17 protein-coding genes and 1 pseudogene are annotated in these 17402 nt (G+C 61.5%); 8 read left to right on the forward strand and 10 right to left on the reverse strand.

The window, feature by feature from the left end:
• Window positions 1-157 (forward strand): annotated as a pseudogene (locus QN219_RS30770) (ABC transporter permease); the annotation flags it as partial.
• Between the two features lie 3 nt (window positions 158-160).
• Here the strand turns inward: QN219_RS30770 and QN219_RS30775 are convergent.
• On the reverse strand, window positions 161-1405 hold the full coding sequence (locus QN219_RS30775) for a S41 family peptidase (RefSeq protein WP_284004231.1): 1245 nt from the start codon (window positions 1403-1405) through the stop codon (window positions 161-163).
• A 218-nt stretch (window positions 1406-1623) separates the two neighbouring features.
• On the opposite strand from QN219_RS30775, the gene QN219_RS30780 reads away from it, so the two are divergent.
• Entirely contained in the window at window positions 1624-2109 is a 486-nt protein-coding gene (locus QN219_RS30780; RefSeq protein ID WP_284004232.1) for a DUF1772 domain-containing protein, read from the forward strand.
• A 10-nt stretch (window positions 2110-2119) separates the two neighbouring features.
• Here QN219_RS30780 and QN219_RS30785 read toward each other — a convergent pair whose 3' ends face one another.
• From QN219_RS30785 to QN219_RS30800, 4 genes are all read right to left on the reverse strand, one after another.
• Entirely contained in the window at window positions 2120-2620 is a 501-nt protein-coding gene (locus tag QN219_RS30785; RefSeq protein WP_284004233.1) for a DUF1772 domain-containing protein, read from the reverse strand.
• Between the two features lie 76 nt (window positions 2621-2696).
• Window positions 2697-3827 (reverse strand): site-2 protease family protein, encoded by a 1131-nt coding sequence (locus tag QN219_RS30790; protein WP_284004234.1) that lies wholly within the window; start codon window positions 3825-3827, stop codon window positions 2697-2699.
• A gap of 164 nt (window positions 3828-3991) precedes the next feature.
• Window positions 3992-4294, reverse strand: coding sequence for a hypothetical protein (locus QN219_RS30795; RefSeq protein WP_284004235.1), 303 nt, complete (start codon window positions 4292-4294; stop codon window positions 3992-3994).
• Window positions 4295-4473: 179 nt separating this feature from the next.
• On the reverse strand, window positions 4474-5511 hold the full coding sequence (locus QN219_RS30800; RefSeq protein WP_284004236.1) for a substrate-binding domain-containing protein: 1038 nt from the start codon (window positions 5509-5511) through the stop codon (window positions 4474-4476).
• A gap of 136 nt (window positions 5512-5647) precedes the next feature.
• Here QN219_RS30800 and QN219_RS30805 point away from each other — a divergent pair, with 136 nt between their 5' ends.
• From QN219_RS30805 to QN219_RS30830, 6 genes are all read left to right on the forward strand, one after another.
• Window positions 5648-6676: a Gfo/Idh/MocA family protein gene (locus tag QN219_RS30805; protein ID WP_284004237.1), complete on the forward strand. Its 1029-nt coding sequence runs from the start codon at window positions 5648-5650 to the stop codon at window positions 6674-6676.
• Between the two features lie 12 nt (window positions 6677-6688).
• On the forward strand, window positions 6689-7591 hold the full coding sequence (locus QN219_RS30810; RefSeq protein ID WP_284004238.1) for a sugar phosphate isomerase/epimerase: 903 nt from the start codon (window positions 6689-6691) through the stop codon (window positions 7589-7591).
• Between the two features lie 59 nt (window positions 7592-7650).
• Window positions 7651-8880 (forward strand): sugar ABC transporter substrate-binding protein, encoded by a 1230-nt coding sequence (locus tag QN219_RS30815; protein WP_284004239.1) that lies wholly within the window; start codon window positions 7651-7653, stop codon window positions 8878-8880.
• Between the two features lie 131 nt (window positions 8881-9011).
• Window positions 9012-9914, forward strand: coding sequence for a sugar ABC transporter permease (locus tag QN219_RS30820; RefSeq protein ID WP_284004240.1), 903 nt, complete (start codon window positions 9012-9014; stop codon window positions 9912-9914).
• A complete protein-coding gene (locus QN219_RS30825; RefSeq protein WP_173513536.1) occupies window positions 9911-10738 on the forward strand; it encodes a carbohydrate ABC transporter permease in 828 nt (275 codons plus the stop codon). Before QN219_RS30820 ends, QN219_RS30825 begins: the two co-directional genes overlap by 4 nt.
• Entirely contained in the window at window positions 10735-11871 is a 1137-nt protein-coding gene (locus tag QN219_RS30830; protein WP_284004241.1) for an ABC transporter ATP-binding protein, read from the forward strand. Before QN219_RS30825 ends, QN219_RS30830 begins: the two co-directional genes overlap by 4 nt.
• A gap of 82 nt (window positions 11872-11953) precedes the next feature.
• Here the strand turns inward: QN219_RS30830 and QN219_RS30835 are convergent, their stop codons facing one another.
• From QN219_RS30835 to ytfQ, 5 genes are all read right to left on the reverse strand, one after another.
• Window positions 11954-12709, reverse strand: coding sequence for a FadR/GntR family transcriptional regulator (locus QN219_RS30835; protein ID WP_284004273.1), 756 nt, complete (start codon window positions 12707-12709; stop codon window positions 11954-11956).
• Between the two features lie 20 nt (window positions 12710-12729).
• Entirely contained in the window at window positions 12730-13698 is a 969-nt protein-coding gene (gene yjfF / locus QN219_RS30840; protein ID WP_284004242.1) for a galactofuranose ABC transporter, permease protein YjfF, read from the reverse strand.
• Complete coding sequence (locus QN219_RS30845; protein WP_284004243.1) at window positions 13695-14720, reverse strand: ABC transporter permease; 1026 nt, start codon at window positions 14718-14720, stop codon at window positions 13695-13697. The genes yjfF and QN219_RS30845 overlap by 4 nt, the downstream gene beginning before the upstream one ends.
• Window positions 14717-16234, reverse strand: a complete 1518-nt coding sequence (gene ytfR, locus QN219_RS30850) for a galactofuranose ABC transporter, ATP-binding protein YtfR (RefSeq protein WP_284004244.1) — start codon at window positions 16232-16234, stop codon at window positions 14717-14719. Before ytfR ends, QN219_RS30845 begins: the two co-directional genes overlap by 4 nt.
• 151 nt (window positions 16235-16385) lie before the next feature.
• Window positions 16386-17348 (reverse strand): galactofuranose ABC transporter, galactofuranose-binding protein YtfQ, encoded by a 963-nt coding sequence (gene ytfQ, locus QN219_RS30855; RefSeq protein ID WP_284004245.1) that lies wholly within the window; start codon window positions 17346-17348, stop codon window positions 16386-16388.
• Between the last annotated feature and the right edge of the window lie 54 nt (window positions 17349-17402).

Consider the following 17402-nt stretch of genomic DNA (forward strand, 5'->3'; position numbering starts at 1 on the left):
GTCCGGGGCATTGATCGGTGCGGCGCTCATCGAAGTGCTCCGACACAGACACGGAAAGATAGGAAAAAATAATTTCTGGCAGGGCACCTTTATCGGCGGGGCCACGGTGCTTGCCGTCCTGTTCGATCGGATCCGCAATTTCCGGCAGAGCGAGTAAGCCTCAGCCCTTGAGCAGGATGCGCCGCATCTCCTCCATGGCAGCGTCGAACTGAGCATCCCGTCCTGCCGCATAGGGCAGGCTGAATATCACCGGAATATCAGGATCGATGCCGCGCCCTTCGAGCCGCAGACCATCGTCGATGACGGCATCCGAGACTGCCAGTTCCAACAGGCTGTCGTCGGGCAGCAGATAGGCGCGGCCGGCGAGCAAAGCGCCGGCCGTTCGCGTTCCGACCAGCGGGATCCCGTTCGCCTTCAAGGCATAGGCGAAGAGTTCCAACCCGCTTCTGGCACCCTCGTCGATAATCGCGACCACCGGCCGGCGCCAGCGCACATTGGCCGGCGTCTCCTTGCCATTCCGGTTGATCAGCCGGAACGTTGGTGTGTCGCCGACGAAAAGCTCCGCCGCGTCCGGGGGACCGCCGCCCCAACGGCCGCGCAGGTCGACGATCACGCCATCGGCATCCTTGAGGCGTCCGTTGGAAAGCTCGCGGGCGACAATGTCCAATCCGTCGGGAGCAGAGAGCGTCCATAGTCGAACGTAACCGATGCGCCTTCCATCATGCTCCGTCACCGTCACGCTGTTCTCGATCGCCTTCTCGAATGTCCGCAGCGGCCTCAGGCGTTCGACCATTACCTTGACGGTGATCGGCGCAGCGTCGGCATGCCGCCGCAGCCGCACCTCGACGTTTCGGCCGATCCTGCCTTTAAAGGATCCGATTTCATCATAGGGCGCGCCATCGACCGACAGGACCTCGTCGCCGACGAGAATTGCGGCGCGGTCGGCCGGCGAGCCATCGTAGACGTCACTGACGAACCGCTGGTCATCGCCTCGTGCGATCATGCCGATGCCCGCGTAGTTCGCGTCGCCCTCCGGGGGGAACAATCGCCGCATGTCGTTGCGGACTGCAAAGCGGAATATGTCGATGAGCTCGTAATAGTCGATGCTATCGCGTTTGAAGCGGGCCGTATGCGAGGCATCGAGGCTGGCGAGGATCGCGTCGACTGCCCTGTCGATCTGCGCCTGCGAACTCTTGGCGGTCACGGGCATCTCTTCTATCGCGCGGCGTACCGTTGCAGTGAACCGGTCAAGCGCTGTCGGGTCGTGAAAATTGTCGACCACGAGTTGGACGGCGCGGTCGAAGACCGGATGTCCTGACCGCGGCGGGTCAACGCCGAAGGCTTGCCCTGATGTAAGTAGGAGCAAAAATATGAGAGGGAGGGAGCCGACCGTCCTTGCGCGCATGGGCCGATTTCCGTTTCTGTTTCGGCCAGTATCGGCGAAACCGCGGCCGGATTGCGACGTCCGCCAACAACATTCCGTGAGCGTCGTGCCTACGCCACGACACTTTCGCTGACCGCGAAGCATTGCCCGTCCAGTGCCTTCGCGCGAAACAATCTGCGGCGGAACAACGCGCGGATCGGCGCTGTTTCGGTAGCCTGTCGCAATTGGAAGGACGAATCATGATCCTGTATCTGACAGCCCTTGCTTCGCTTTTGCTGACAGCGCTTAGTCTCGCTCCGTCCTTTGCCCATGTGTTGGAGGCGCCACCGCGGCTGACCGTCTGGTCGCCCGAACTCTGGCGTGAGGCGACGGTCTTCAACGGTCAATTCGAACTGTTTGCCAGAATTGGCGGCCCGCTCGATGTGGCGGCAATATTGATGGCGGGTTTGCTGACTTGTCTCCTTGCGAGGGAGCGGCCTGCCTTCTGGTTTGCCTTGGCGGGCACCTGCCTGCTGGCGCTCGGCCTCATGGCTTGGTTTACGGTCGTTGCGCCGGCCAATGCCGTATTGGCTTCCTGGACGCCGGGTCCTATCCCGACCGACTTCGCGTCCATCCGATTCCGATGGGAGACGGGACACATGGTGGTTGCGGCAGCAAAACTCTTGGCCTTCGCATCGATAAGCCTGGCAGTGTTGGCGCCGCGGTTGCCCGCTCGGCACACCTGATCCCGATCAGCTAGAGCGCGACCGCCATTGCAAGGAGGACCAGGCTGATCAAGCCGAACGCCGCCCGCGCGACATGAGAGAATTCCCACCGGTCACGCAGATACGTCCAATCCAGGGTTCCGGAATCAGCAACAACATGTGAAGTGCCCAGCGAGAAGAAGTCGGCGCTCATACCCCTCAATTTGACGTCCTTAAGCCAAAAATTGTTCACCGGATGCGTCAGGATCCAATAGATCGCCTGCATGGCCAACAGTCCGATGAAGGCGGCGGCAATCAGCCAGAAAGCCAGCGTGCGGGGAGGCGTCAGGAACAGGAGAACGGCACTGAGCACGAGGCCCGCAGGCTCGGCAGCGCCACCGATGGTGAACCCGGGATAGTAGATCGGCTGAACGGCGAAATACTGTTCCTTGCCCAATCTGAGCTTGCCTGGCAATTCAAGCGCGTGCGCGAGCGCGAGCGCCATGGCAATCGCCACTACGGTGATCGTCAGAACCTGTAAGATGAGGAGCATCGCCGAAACCCGATTCCATTTCGAGGTCGAACGTTTCAGCCCATGTTCGGTTCCGGCGCCAAGATACCTGAACATTTCAGAGACGGGTGTAATCAGGCTTGTCCCGGCGCAGGTGGCCAAACCGGAAGCTGCCTGAGGCCGCGGCGCGTACCATCATCATTTCGCCGATTGTCTCATGCGTCATGAGGCCGACGAGATGGTCCGAGCCGTCGACAACTGCAACGGCAGGGGAACTCGCCTGCTGCATCAGCTGCAGGCTCTCCTCGAGGCGCTTGCGATAGTGGATTCTGGGAACGTCATCGCGCATCGCGCTGACAACCGGCGTCTCGGCCCCTCTTTCCTTCAGCGTCCGGATCATGTCGTCGCGCGTCAGCAGCCCCTCGAAACGGCCGGTGGCATCGACCACCGGAAACTCGCGCTGCGTCGTTGCAAGCAGCATCTCGATCGCCTCGTCGATGGTTGCCGACCGGTCAAGCCTTGCGAATTCGGTGACCATGACGTCGGCGATGAGAACGCTGCCGGAAACCGCGCGGATGTGCGCGTTCTGTGCTTCGGCCGTCGCCGCAAGATAGACGAAGATGGCGATGAAGATCAGCAGCGGGTTGTAGAACAGCCCTATGAAACCGAAAACAAAGGCGAGACCCTGGCCGATTGCCGCGGCGATCTCGGTCGCCCGCGCCCAAGTGAGGCGCGAGGCGAGGGCAGCGCGCAGGACGCGGCCCCCGTCCATCGGAAAGGCAGGGATCATATTGAAAAGCACGAGAAAGACGTTGACGCCGGCAAGCCTAGCGAGAAAGCTCCTTCCGGGATCTTCGACACCTGCCATCTGCTCCATGCCGACCGATCCGCCGAGCGCAAGAAAGATCAGCGCCGCGATCACGACGTTGACGAGGGGGCCGGCGATGGCAATCACAAATTCTTCGCGAGGTTCCTCGGGCATGCGTTCGAGACGGGCCACGCCGCCGATCGGCAGCAGCGTGATATCCGGCGTCTTGATTCCGTAGTAACGCGCCGCGGCGATGTGCCCGAACTCGTGCAGCACGACGCAGACGAAGACGGCAATAATGAAGAAGATGCCTTCCCAGGCGGCTGGTGCGCCGCCGATCCGGTAGTGCATCAGCCATATCCAGACGAGCAGGAGCGCGAAGGTGACATGCAGCCGTATGGCGGTGCCGCCGATCGTTCCAATCCTAAGAGACCAACCCATGCGCGTTCCGCTCCTGCGAGCTGCTGCCGGTAAGCGGCCGTCCTCTTCGATGAACTCGCACGTCGGGCCGAGGTTCCGACCATCGCTATGATATTCGATCACCTCGGCATCGCCATGGTGAAAAGGCCAAATGCGGCTGACGGATGGGCGGGTTCAGAGAGTTTTCAATAGGCTCGCGGCGGCACGAACAGGCAAATTGTTTTGCTGCGCTCTTCACCCGCGGCGGAGCACCAGTGGTAATAACCGTCCGGCGAGAGGCGCACTCTTCCGTCGGTGTAGGGAAGCACTTCTCCAGTGGCATTGATGATATAGCCTTGAGGGCGTTCGCTTATCGCCGTCTGAGTGATCTGCCGGCAGTCGATATTTGAGCAGCAGGAGTTCGGATATTTCCATCCGCTGGGGGCGTCATGGGCAAAGGCGGTCGTTGACAGTCCGAGAAGGGCAGGGGCAAGGAAAATTCCGCGCATTGAAATCTCCTTTCAGGAGGGCGGCCGCCAAACCTCCGACGAGGAGACTGGCCGAAGCCGATGATTGACTTACGTCTTCAAACGCCGGAGTTGCGGAAATGATCCGTTACGGCCGTCGGCCGCTCTAAGGCCGGTGATACCACGCCAGCCGACCGCCTGCCGCAGGAGCGCCCGGACGCTCAGCGCCGAGAGACGCGGAACGTGTCGCTCTCGCCTTCGACAAGTTCCATGGGCCAGACCTTGTTTGCAGGTGCGTCCGGATAGTGGTCCTTGAAGGCGGGCATGGCGGAAAGCAGGGTTTCCGCCAGCGCGATGCCGAGGTCGCGCAGCGACAGGCGGAAGCAGGTGAGCGGCGGTGAGAGAAAATGCGCGTGCGGGCTGTAGCGCCCGATCACTGCGATGTCGCGCCCCGGCTTGACGCCCGCCTCGGAGAGCGCCTGATAGAAGCCGATCGCGATCGTCTCGTTGATCAGCACGATCGCCGTTGGCGGCTTGTCGAGGGCGAGCAGATCGCGAGCGATCTGGTAGCCACCCGCCTCGTTCGGCGTAGAGCGGAAGATCAGGTTCTCTTCGAGAGGCAGGCCGTGTGCTGCCAGCGCTTCGCGGCAGCGATCGACGAAGATATAACCGAGGTTGACGTCGTCGTGCGGTCGGGTGACGGCGATGCGGCGATGCCCGCGGGCCACCAGACGATCGATAGCCGCCTGCGCCATGCCCTCGAAATCAAGATCGAGCCAGGGCTGGCCGGCATCCGTAAGGCTTCGGCCAAGCGTGACGAAGGGAATATTGCGCTCCGCCAGGAACTCGATACGGGAATCGTTGCGCTGGGTTGCCGACAGGATCAGCCCGTCGGCGAAGCCGCGCGCCACGACGCGGCGGAGGTAGTCGCTCGGATCTTCCTGCGACGAGCAGAGCAGGGCGACGAGATCGAGTTTGTGTCTGGCGAATACGGCTTGCACGCCATCGAAAACGCTCATGAAGAATATGTCGCCCTGGCCGGTGATCTCCGTTCCGGTCTGTATCATGAAGCCGATGATATTGGTCGTGCCCTGCCGGAGGCTGCGGCCCGACTGGTTCGGGACATAACCCAGTTCGGCGGCTGCCTCGAGCACGCGCTTACGGGTCTCTTCATTGACGTCAGGCTTGCCGTTCAGCGCCCGCGAGACCGTGCCGATGGAAATATCGAGATGTTGCGCAAGACGCCGAATTCCCTTCATCCCGACCGTGATCCTCTGTCATTCGTCTGCTGGTTCTCCGAATCCCTATTGACATGTTTCGGAAACTCCGCATAGTTCCGTAAACGTTTACGGTAGCCAGAACAAGGCGATTTCGTAGACTTTCGGGAGGAGAAACGTGATTTTGCGCGCTGTTCTGTGCGGGTGCGGAGCTATGGCCAACGGTTGGCTCAAGGCGATCGCCGCAAACCGTGAACTTCAATCATCGATCCGCATCGTCGGGCTTGTCGACGTCAACGCCGATGCAGCCCGCGGGCTCGCTGCGGAGTTCGACATCGCGGATGCGGTCACCGGCTCAGATCTCGACGCGGTCTTGAGCGAAACCAAACCGGATGTACTTTTCGACGTCGTCGTACCGGCCGCCCGCCATGAGGTGGTCTCCATCGGGCTCCGGCACGGGTGCCATGTACTGAGCGAAAAGCCGATGGCCATCTCGCTCGCCGCCGGCCGGGAACTGATCCGCATTGCGGGCGAGGCTGGCAAGATCCATGCCGTCGTTCAGAACCGACGGTTCATCTCCGGCGTCCGCCGCATCCGGCGCTTCGTCGAAAGCGGCGCGATCGGCGAGCTGACCGGTCTTCACTGCGACTTCTTCATCGGTGCGCATTTCGGCGGTTTCCGCGAAGAGATGGACAACGTTCTGCTTCTGGACATGGCGATCCATACCTTCGATGCGGCGCGCTTCATCGCCAACAAGACGCCGCTTGCAGTCTATTGCCACGAAAGCAATCCCCGTGGGTCCTGGTATGCGCATGGCGCGGCCGCGAACGCCATCTTCGAACTGTCCGACGACGTGACCTTCACCTATCGGGGCTCGTGGTGCGCGGAGGGGGCGAATACGAGCTGGGAAAGCCAGTGGCGGATCATCGGCACCGAGGGCACGCTGCTCTGGGACGGCGCAGAAAGCTTCCGGGCGAACCGGGTCGCCGGCAGCGAAGGGTTCCTGCGCGAACTTGTGCCGATCGAGGTTCCCGAGCCGGTCGATCAGGCGGAAACGCATGGCCACGCCAGCGTGATCGCCGATTTCCTTGCGGCCATCCGATCCGACGGAACGCCGGAGACGGCAAGCGACGACAATATCAACAGCCTTGCCATGGTCTTCGCGGCGATCGAGAGCGCCCGCACCCGGCAGCGCGTGACAATCTGAACGAGGTATCTGATGAGCAATCCAGCCAAATCCATCCGCATCGGCACGATGGTCAGCGCCACCAAAGGCGACGCGGCCAGACGCATCGGCCAGATCGCCGACATGGGCTTCGAAAGCTTCGAGCCGTTCTTCTGGCAGACCACGAACGGCCAGGACCTCGCTGAACTCGGCAAGCATTGCAAGGATGCTATCGGCGATCGCGACATCACGATCTCGACGCTCGGCATGTTCGGCAATCCGCTCGAGGAGACCGATATCGACCTGCAGACGCTGCAAGGCTGGAAGGATTGCATCGACAATGCGCATCACTTCGGCGCGACCTGCGTTGCAGGATTTACCGGCCGCATCCGCAACCGGCCGCTTACCGACAGCCTGCCGCGCTACCGGAAGATCTGGCGGGAGCTCGCCGCTCGCGCCGCCGACAAGGGCGTAAAGATCGCCTTCGAAAATTGCGCCATGGACGGCAACTGGGCGACCGGCGACTGGAACATCGCCCACAATCCGGATGCCTGGGAACTCATCTTCAACGAGACCCCGGACGAGCATATCGGTCTCGAATGGGAACCTTGCCACCAGATGGTCTATCTGATCGACCCTCTGCCGCAGATCCGCAAATGGGCACCGAAGATCTTCCACGTTCATGGAAAGGACGCGACGATCCGTTGGGATGTAATCCGCGAGCACGGCATCTTCGGCAAGGAGAAATTCGTCTTCATGCGCACGCCCGGCTTCGGCGACAGCAACTGGACCGACATCATCTCGGAACTGCGCCTTGCCGGCTGGTCCGGTTCGATCGACATCGAAGGTTGGCACGATCCGGTCTATCGCGATGCGCTCGAAATGACCGGCCAGGTCCACGCGCTCAACCACCTGAAAACATGCCGGGGCGGCGATTTCGTCACCGATCCGGTCTGAGGCATGCCTGACCGCCGGCATGGAGGATGCCGGTCGCGGGACAAACAAAGGAGGAAATTATGGGCTTCCGCAGATATGCAATTCTGGGCACCGTCGCCCTCGGCACTTCCCTGGCGGCGTTCTCTGCCAGCGCGGAGGATGTGACGATCAGTGTTTGGTCGCTGGACCGGGATATTCAGCCGGCGCCAAATCTGATCAATGATTTCAACAAGCTCAACAGCGGAATTAAAGTCGAATATCGCCAGATCCAGTTCGACGACGTGGTCAGCGAGGCGATGCGCGCCTATTCGACGGGGCAGGCACCTGACATCATCGCGGTCGACAATCCGGAGCACGCGCTCTTTTCGTCGCGTGGCGCCTTTCTCGACCTCACTGACATGATAGCGAAATCGTCGGTCGTCAAAACCGAGAATTACTTTCCGGGGCCGCTCGCCTCGGTGACCTGGGACGGAAAATATTACGGGATTCCCAAGGCGACCAACACGATCGCGCTCTATTACAACAAGGACATGTTCAAGGCCAAAGGCCTTGACCCGAACAAGCCGCCACAGACCTGGGACGAACTGGTAGAGACGGCGCGCAAACTGACCGACCCGGCCGCGAATGTCTACGGCCTGACCTTCTCGGCCAAGGCGAATGAAGAGGGGACATTCCAGTTCCTTCCCTGGGCGCAGATGGCCGGCGGCAGCTATGATGCGATCAACTCCGACGGAGTGGTCAAGGCGCTCGACGTCTGGAAGAAGATCATCGACGAGAAGCTGGCATCGCCGGATACGCTGACACGAAGCCAATGGGATTCGACCGGTACCTTCAATTCGGGCAATGCGGCGATGGCGATCTCCGGGCCATGGGAACTCGACCGGATGATTGAGGAGGCCAAGTTCGACTGGGGCGTGGCACTCCTGCCCGTGCCCGAACCGGGTGCCGAACGCTCCTCGGCTATGGGCGACTTCAACTGGGCGATCTTCGCCAACACCGAGCATCCGGCGGAAGCCTTCAAGGTTCTCGAATATTTCGTGTCGCAGGACAACAGGATGTTCAAGGACTTCGGGCAATTGCCGGCACGCTCTGACATCACCATTCCGCCGACCGGCGTACCGTTGAAGGATACGGCGCTCAAGGTCTTCGTCGAGCAGCTGAAATACGCCAAGCCCCGCGGTCCGCATCCGGCATGGCCGAAAATCTCCAAAGCGATCCAGGACGCGATCCAGGCGGCTTTGACCGGCCAGATGACTTCCAAGGAAGCGCTTGACCAAGCGGCCGAGAAGATCAAGGCGGTTCAGGGTTGAGACGATGCCGCCGCCCTGGCGTGCGGAGCGGCGGCAGGCATTCACCGGCGGATCGTAATGTCCGCCCGAGTTTCCTCCCGAAAGGCGATCTCCGGCTTCGGCCGGGATCGCCGGCGGGAGAGGGGATCGCCATGAAGAGAATTCTATCCAGTGTCACGGACGGCAAGGGCTTCGACATCGGCCTCGTCGCGCTGCCGCTTGCTTTCCTGTTCGTCATGTCCGGGTTGCCGCTCGTCTACAACGTGGTGATGAGTTTCCAGGAAGTGGACATGTTCAGCCTCGGCAGCTTCGCGCGGCCCTTTGTCGGCTTCCGCAACTATGTCGATCTGTTTTCGCAGCCCGAAACCCGGCCGATTCTCTTCAACACGGCGCTCTTCGTGGCGGCCTCGATCGCCGGACAATTTGCGATCGGCTTCGGCCTCGCACTGTTCTTCTGGACCAATTTTCCAGGCGCCTCGTGGCTGCGCGGCCTCTTTCTCGTCTCCTGGGTAATGCCGGGGCTCGTCGTTGGCGCCATCTGGAACTGGATCCTTTCGGGCGACTTCGGTGTTCTTAATTTCCTCCTGAGGGAAACGGGTGTCATCGACGGCAATATCTTCTGGCGCTCCGATCCGAATTATTCGCTCTGGGCCGTCATCATCGCCAATATCTGGCTCGGCACGTCCTTCAACATGATCCTGCTCTCCGTCGGGCTCTCGGGCATACCGAAGGATCTCTACGAGGCCGCCGAGCTCGACGGCGCCAATGCGCTTCAGCGCTTCTGGACGATCACGCTGCCGATGATGCGTTCGACGATCGGCGCGATCATCGCGCTCGGACTGATCTTCACGCTGCAGCAGTTCGACCTCTTCGCTGCGATCACATCGGGAGGGCCGAACAACACCTCGAACGTCACCCAGTACTGGGCCTGGGATCTTTCCTTCCGCCAATACGACTTCGCCAAGGGCGCGACGATTTCGGTGATCATGATCGTCTTCGTGATGTTCGCGTCGGTCGTCTACGTGCGATCCACCCGTCATGAGGTCAGGGGATGAGCGAACAATTCCGCAATCGACTGATGCTAGCCGTGGCACTGGTGCTCGCCGCCATCTATCTCTTTCCGCTCTACTGGATGTACATCACGGCGTTGAAGTCCGGCTCGGCGATGTTTGCGACACCGCCGAAATTCTGGCCGAGCGAGCCGCAATGGGGCATCTACGGGGATGTTTGGCAAAGCCGCAACATGGGGCGCTATCTCTGGAACTCGCTGGTCATCGCCTTTGGCGCCGTGGCGCTGATTTCGGTGCTCGGCGTCGGCTGCGCCTATGTGCTCGCCCGCTACCGTAACGTCTGGGTCGATATCGGCCTGTTCCTCATCCTCATGCTGCAGGTGCTTCCGGCCTCGTTGATGATCACGCCCATCTTCGTCGGCTTCTCGCAGTTTGGCCTGCTCGACACGCCGCGCTTCGCGGTCATCCTGGCGATCGCCGCCAAAAGCATGCCGTTCTTCGTGGTCCTCGTCAGGGCGACCTTCATGAGCGTGCCGATGGAGCTCGAGGAAGCGGCCCTTGTCGACGGCAATTCGCGCATCGGCGCGTTCTTCAACATCGTCCTGCCGCTGGCGCGCAACGGTATCCTTGTCAGCGCGATCCTCATCTTCATGCAGGCCTTCGGTGAGTTCGTCTATTCGAAGTCGATGATCCAGGACATCGAACTGCAGCCTGCCAGTGTTGGCCTGAATTCCTTCATGGGGCCGAACACCAATGAATGGAACAACATCATGGCCTATGCCACGATCTATGTGACCCCGATCCTGGCAGCCTTCATCCTCTTGCAGCGCCGCATCGTTTCCGGCCTCACTTCGGGAGCCCTCAAATGACCCTCCAGATCGAACTCAACGGCGTAAACAAGTTCTACGGTGCCTTCCACGCACTGAAGGACATCAATCTCGCGATAGAGGAGGGGACCTTCGTCGCCCTAGTCGGCCCATCCGGCTGCGGCAAGTCCACCCTGCTACGTTCGCTCGCCGGCCTCGAAAAGATCTCGACCGGCGAGATGAAGATCGCCGGCGCGCTCATGAACGACGTTCCGCCGCGAAAGCGCGATGTCGCCATGGTCTTCCAGTCCTATGCGCTCTATCCGCACATGACCGTCGAGGAGAACCTGACCTACAGCCTGCGCATCCGCGGCGTGAAGAGGGCCGAAGCGCGCAAGGCCGCGGAGGAAGTGGCCGCGACGACCGGGCTCTCGCATTTGATGAAGCGCTACCCGCGCGAACTTTCCGGCGGCCAGCGCCAGCGCGTGGCGATGAGCCGGGCCATCATCCGTCACCCGAAGGCATTCCTGTTCGATGAGCCGCTTTCAAACCTTGACGCTGCCCTTCGCGTGCATATGCGCAAGGAAATCCGCGCCTTGCATGACCGGCTCAATGCAACCTCGGTTTACGTGACGCACGACCAGATCGAGGCGATGACCATGGCAGACCATGTCGTCGTCATGCGCGACGGTATCATCGAGCAGCAGGGCCGACCGCTCGATCTCTACGACCGCCCGGCCAACAAATTCGTCGCGGGCTTCATCGGTTCACCCGCTATGAACTTCATACCGGCGGTCGTCGGGGAAGATGGCGCTCACGTCGCTCTCGATTTCGGCAAGACGCAGGCGAAGCTCGCGCTCGGGCGCGGCCTGCCGCCGGGATCCTCCGTCACTGCTGGTATCCGGCCGGAGCACATCAAGGTCGTTGCCGAAGGGCAGGGCGCCTTTGACGTTCCCGTCGGTTTCGTCGAGTCGACCGGTTCGGCCACTTTCATCACCTCGGCAACGCAGCCGGAACTGACGATCGTCGAGACCGGCCGCGGCGGAGTCGGAAGCGGCGACATCATCGGCCTTGCGATAGATCCGGTGCAGCTGCACCTTTTCGATACCGCGACAGGCAAGCGGATCGAACCGGAAAATGGGCGTATCGGCATTGAACCGCCGCGGCACCTCCACGTTGCGGGCCATGTGAGCTAGCCCCCCGCAAAGAGGGCGGTCATCTCATCTGAGAAAGCCGCCCTAACACTTTGTTCTTTTGGCGATCTCGCGCCTTGCGCTTTCACGGCCCGCTCTGAAGAGAGGCCTTGCCTCCCGCAAGGTTAAGCATGAGCCGATCCTGGCCGACACGGATCACGTTCTCCATCGCACTTCGAGCACCATCCTCGTCGCGGCGCTGGATCTCCTCGACGATGCGGATATGCGCCATCGCGACGCGATCGATTTCGGCCTCCTCGGGGGGCGGGCTCGTCAGTTTGAACACGCCGATCAACGCTGCTTCGATAAGGCTCCCCACGGTCCGCATAAAGGGATTGAGCGAGGCCTCCAGCAGATGCAGGTGGAATTCAAGGTCGGCATGCACCAGCGTCTGGGCGCTGTGCCCGGCATCGCCCATGGCGACGGCAAGCCGCATCATTTGGCTGATGTCCGCGTCCGACGCCCGTCGCGCCGCGAGACCGGCAGCATAGGGTTCGAGGGCCAGTCTCACCTCGCTCAGGTGATGCAGGAAATCCCGGTCGACGCCGGCATTGAAATGCCAGGAGAGGACATCGCTGTCGAACAGGTTCCAATGCGAGCGCGGCATCACGCGAGTCCCGATGCGGGCACGCGGGAAGACAAGCCCCTTGGCCGCGAGCGTCTTCATCGCTTCGCGCAAGACGGTGCGGGATACTCTGAAGCGCGCCGCAAGCTCCGTGTCGCCCGGAAGTATGTCGCCCACGGCAAATTCGCCGCCGACGACAGCCTGGCCCAGTTCGTCGACGACGTGCTGATGGCTCGTCCGCTTGCCCGACTGTTTGACGAAGGTTCCCGGAGGCATCTCAGACAGCCCTCGGTTTCTCACGCGCGTTTCCGGTTGTCGCGCGACAGATGGATGATCCCCTTCTGCAGGAGGATGAAGGCGAAGAGCAGCGCTCCAATGAGGATCTTTGTCCACCAGCTGGAGAGCGATCCGTCGAAGGTTATGTAGGTCTGGATGAGGCCCTGAATGAAGATGCCGACAAGCGTTCCGGCAACGAAGCCCGATCCGCCTGTCAGCAGCGTGCCGCCGATGACGACGGCGGTGATGGCGTCAAGCTCGACGCCGACCGCGGCAAGGGAATAGCCGGCCGACGTATAAAGCGAGAAGACGATTCCCGAGAGGCCCGCGAGCAACCCCGAGAGCGCATAGATACTGACGGTCGTGCTTGCAACGGGCACGCCCATGAGCTTCGCCGTCGCCGTGCCGCCGCCGAGCGCATAGACGTTCGTGCCGAAACGGGTCCGGTGAGCGAGGAGGATGCCGATGGCGAAGACGAGCAGCATCAGGCCGCCGATAAGCGTGATCCGCCCCCCGCCCGGCAGCTTGTAATAGAGCCCCTTCAATGTCGCGTAGAACGGATGCTTGATCGGAATGGAATCGATCGAGAGCACGAAGGCCATGCCGCGCGCAAGGAACATTCCGGCAAGCGTCACGATGAAGGCCGGCATTTCGAGATAATGGATGATTGCGCCCATCAGCGCGCCGAAGAGCGTGGTTATCATAAGGACCAGCGCGAAGGCGACAAGCGGGTGCATGCTGGTGTGCTCCAGCACCACCGCCAGGAAAACCCCCGTGAAAGCGATCACGGAACCGATCGAGAGGTCGATGCCGCCCGAAAGAATGACGAAGGTCATGCCTACGGCCGCGATGCCGAGGAAGGCATTGTCGGTCAAAAGGTTGCCGATCACCCGGGTGGAAAGAATGTTCGGATACTGAGCGGCGCAAAGCGCATAGCTTAAGACAAAGATGAAGATCGTCGCCGTAAGCGGAAGATATTTCTGCTTCATTTCGCCTCTCGTTCGGTCGGTTTGGCTGCTCGTCCAGGGATGGTGAGGAACGCAAAGGCGGTGCGAAAGCGCGGCGACTGAAGCACCAGGATGAAGACGATGATTGCCGCCTTGATGATGAGGTTGAACTCAGGCGGAAACCCGGAAAGCAGGATGCCGGTATTGATCGCCTGGATGATGATTGCTCCGAACACCGATGCGGCGATGCTGAAGCGGCCGCCAAGAAGCGAGGTGCCGCCGACCACGACCGCCAGAATGGCATCGAGCTCCAGCCAGAGTCCTGCATTGTTGGCATCGGCCCCCCTGATATCGGCGGCAGCGATAATGCCGGCAATCGCGGCGCACAGGCCGGAAAGCACGTAGGCGGCAACCAGAAGCACCGGCGTGAAGACACCCGACAACGTGCTTGCCTGACGATTGACGCCGATCGCTTCGATCAGCATCCCGAGTGCGGTCCGCCTGACGAGCAATGCGACAAGGATTCCGAAGACCAGCCAGACGATCACCGGCATCGGTAGACCGGCGAAAGAACCGCTGCCGATGAAAATGAGGCCGGGCTCATTGAAGGTGAGGATCGCGCCCTCGGTGATGAGCTGGGCAATGCCGCGCCCGGCGACCATCAGCACCAGCGTCGCAATAATCGGCTGGATGTCCAGAATGGCGACGAGAATCCCGTTCCAGATGCCGCAAAGGATGCCGACCGCGAGCGTGACGAGGAGTGTCTCGGCGAGCGAATGGCCGGAGGTGATGAAGGACGCGGCGACCGCCCCGCAAATCGCCATGACCGCGCCAACGGAAAGATCGATGCCCTTGGTGGCAATGACGACGGTCATGCCGATCGCGAGCAGAACGACCGGTGCGCCGCGATTGAGGATGTCGATCAGGCTGCCGTAGAGTCGGCCATTCTGAATTTCCAGGTTGAGAAAACCGGAAAAGGTCATTGAAATCGCGGCGAGAACGGCGGCGAGCGCGATCAGTTGCGGTAGCAGGCGCGCAAGATAGGTCCTGACGATCGTTGTCACGATGCCCTCCGCTCGTTAGCCGCAGCAATCGCCTCGACGATCTGATCCGCGGTAATTCGATCGCCGTCGAGTTCGGCCACGTGGGCGCGGTCGCGTAGGACGATGACCCGCGTGCTATAGGCGACCAGTTCTTCTATTTCCGATGAAATGACGATGAGCGACATGCCTTTCTCACGCAGCGTTTCGATGAGCCTGACGATCTCGGCATGCGCGCCGACGTCGATGCCGCGCGTCGGTTCATCGAGGATCAGGAATTCGGGCTCGGTAGCCAGCCAGCGGGCGAGAATGGCCTTCTGCTGGTTGCCGCCGGAAAGCAGTCTGATCGGCTTTTCCCGGTCGGCGGTACGGATATCGAGTGCCCGGATATAAAGGTCGGCCAGCCGGTTCTGTTCTGCGCGGGAGATCGGCCGTGTCCAGCCGCGCCTGGCCTGCAGCGCAAGAACGATGTTTTCGCGCACGGAGAGGTCGCCGACGATGCCGGCGGTCTTGCGATCCTCCGGACAAAAGCCGAATTTCTGGCGGATCGCGGCACGGGGCGACGATAGCTCGACCGGGCGGCCGTCGATTTCCGCCGTGCCACTGTCGGCGCGATGGGCGCCGAAGAGTACTTCCGCCGTTTCCGTTCGACCCGAACCGAGCAGGCCGGCTATGCCGACGACTTCACCCACCCTGACGTTGAGATCGAACGGCTCGATACGCCCCCGCCGGCCGTAGTTTGTGAACCGGTAGCGCGGCTCGCCGCCTGCAGTGTTGGCGTGGGCCGAATGGATCTCGGCCGCGAGTTCGCGACCGATCATCATCGCGATCAGATCGCGCCGGTCGAGGTCGGCCGCGTCGCGGGTTCCGACGAGGCGGCCGTTGCGCAGCACCGTTATGCGGTCCGAAATTTCGTACACCTGCTCGAGGAAGTGGGTGATGAAGATGATGCCGAGGCCGCGTGCCTTGAGGCGCCGGACGATGCGAAAGAGCATCGCCACTTCATGCGCGTCGAGGCTCGCCGTCGGCTCGTCGAGGATCAGCACCTTGCCCGAGAGGTCGACGGCGCGGGCGATGGCGACTACCTGCTGAATGGCGACCGAATAGCTCGCCAGCGCACGGGTGACATCGAGCTCAAGCTCGTATTGCGACAGCAGTTCGCGCGCCTTGCGGTTCATCGCCCGGATATCGACCATGCCGAAGCGGCGTGGTTGCCTCCCGAGAAACAGGTTCTCGGCGACGCTGAGGTTCGGCAGCAGGTTCACTTCCTGGTAGACCGTCCCGATCCCCAGCCGCTGAGCATCGAAGGTATCGCGGGGGTCGACTTCGGTTCCGTCGAGCAGGATGCTGCCGCCGTCCCGGTGGTAGGCGCCGGTCAGGCATTTGATGAGCGTCGATTTGCCGGCGCCGTTCTCTCCGAGAAGCGCGTGAACCTCGCCCCTCCGCAGATGAAAGTCGACCTTGTCCAAGGCCTTCGTTCCGGGAAAGCCCTTGTCGATCCGGACCGCCGAAAGAATGTTCTCGCTGCTGGTTTGCATGGATTCCGTCTCTGGACTACCGCCTGCTTGGCAATTGGGCGGGGACGCCGCGTCTTGGCGGCGTCCCCTCCCGTCTTCAAGCCAAGCGGGTATTCCTCTCCGAAGGCATAGGCGGCCCGCGCGCAGCCGTGGTGGCGGGCCGCAAGCGAGATCAGTAGCCGAGGCCCTTCTTTTCCTCGTAGACCTTCATGGGATCGTCAGCCTGGGTATAAAGCTTCGATTCCGTCTGGATCCACTTCGCTGGTTCCTTGCCATCCTTCAGGTAGGCGGCCAGGGCGTCGAAGGCCGGACCGGCCATGTTGGGGGTGAGCTCGACGGTTGCGTTCGCTTCGCCAGCGGCCATCGCCTGGAAGATGTCCGGAACGGCATCGATCGAGACGACGAGAATGTCCGTTCCCGGCTTCAGGCCGGCTTCCTTGATGGCCTGGATCGCGCCGACGGCCATGTCGTCGTTATGGGCGTAGAGCGCGCAGATGTTCTTACCGCCGCCTTCCGCCTTCAGGAAGCTTTCCATCACTTCCTTGCCCTTGGTGCGGGTGAAGTCACCGGTCTGGCTGCGGATGATCTTCAGGTTGTCGTGACCAGAGAGCGCCTGTTCGAAGCCTTTCTTGCGGTCGATCGCCGGCGATGAGCCGGTCGTGCCCTGAAGCTCGACGACGTTGCAGGGCTTGCCGGCAACGGTATCGGCAAGCCATTTGCCCGCGACATTGCCTTCGTGGACGAGGTCGGAGGTTACAGCCGTCAAATAGAGATCGTCCGATGCGTCGACGGTGCGGTCGAGCAGGATGACAGGAATTTCCGCATCTTTCGCCTCCTGCAAGACTTCGTCCCAGCCGGTTGCGACCACGGGAGCGACAAGGATCGCGTTCACGCCTTGCGCGATGAAGGAACGGATAGCCTTGATCTGGTTTTCCTGCTTCTGCTGCGCATCGGCGAATTTGAGGTCGATTCCGCGCTGCTCGGCCTGCTGCTTCGTCAGCGTCGTTTCAGCCGCGCGCCAGCCGGACTCCGAGCCGATCTGGGAAAAGCCGACGACGAGTTCCGCGGCCGATGCGCTGCCAAAGGTGCAGGCAGCAAGAATCGTTGCACTCGCGAGTGCCTTCGCAAATTTCATGATTTCCTCCCAAAGAAAGCTGCTCTCCATGCAGCTGTCGAGAAAAAATCATAT

The organism is Sinorhizobium sp. 8-89 (assembly GCF_030124325.1).
Lineage (GTDB): Bacteria > Pseudomonadota > Alphaproteobacteria > Rhizobiales > Rhizobiaceae > Sinorhizobium.

Coding starts and splice junctions, on each gene's coding strand:
- yjfF (WP_284004242.1), bottom strand. CDS start 13,698: ATGAAGCAGAAATATCTTCCGCTTACGGCGACGATCTTCATCTTTGTC.
- QN219_RS30820 (WP_284004240.1), top strand. CDS start 9,012: ATGAAGAGAATTCTATCCAGTGTCACGGACGGCAAGGGCTTCGACATC.
- QN219_RS30800 (WP_284004236.1), bottom strand. CDS start 5,511: ATGAAGGGAATTCGGCGTCTTGCGCAACATCTCGATATTTCCATCGGC.
- QN219_RS30795 (WP_284004235.1), bottom strand. CDS start 4,294: ATGCGCGGAATTTTCCTTGCCCCTGCCCTTCTCGGACTGTCAACGACC.
- ytfR (WP_284004244.1), bottom strand. CDS start 16,234: ATGCAAACCAGCAGCGAGAACATTCTTTCGGCGGTCCGGATCGACAAG.
- QN219_RS30825 (WP_173513536.1), top strand. CDS start 9,911: ATGAGCGAACAATTCCGCAATCGACTGATGCTAGCCGTGGCACTGGTG.
- QN219_RS30785 (WP_284004233.1), bottom strand. CDS start 2,620: ATGCTCCTCATCTTACAGGTTCTGACGATCACCGTAGTGGCGATTGCC.
- QN219_RS30790 (WP_284004234.1), bottom strand. CDS start 3,827: ATGGGTTGGTCTCTTAGGATTGGAACGATCGGCGGCACCGCCATACGG.
- QN219_RS30835 (WP_284004273.1), bottom strand. CDS start 12,709: ATGCCTCCGGGAACCTTCGTCAAACAGTCGGGCAAGCGGACGAGCCAT.
- QN219_RS30775 (WP_284004231.1), bottom strand. CDS start 1,405: ATGCGCGCAAGGACGGTCGGCTCCCTCCCTCTCATATTTTTGCTCCTA.
- QN219_RS30830 (WP_284004241.1), top strand. CDS start 10,735: ATGACCCTCCAGATCGAACTCAACGGCGTAAACAAGTTCTACGGTGCC.
- QN219_RS30810 (WP_284004238.1), top strand. CDS start 6,689: ATGAGCAATCCAGCCAAATCCATCCGCATCGGCACGATGGTCAGCGCC.
- QN219_RS30815 (WP_284004239.1), top strand. CDS start 7,651: ATGGGCTTCCGCAGATATGCAATTCTGGGCACCGTCGCCCTCGGCACT.
- QN219_RS30780 (WP_284004232.1), top strand. CDS start 1,624: ATGATCCTGTATCTGACAGCCCTTGCTTCGCTTTTGCTGACAGCGCTT.
- ytfQ (WP_284004245.1), bottom strand. CDS start 17,348: ATGAAATTTGCGAAGGCACTCGCGAGTGCAACGATTCTTGCTGCCTGC.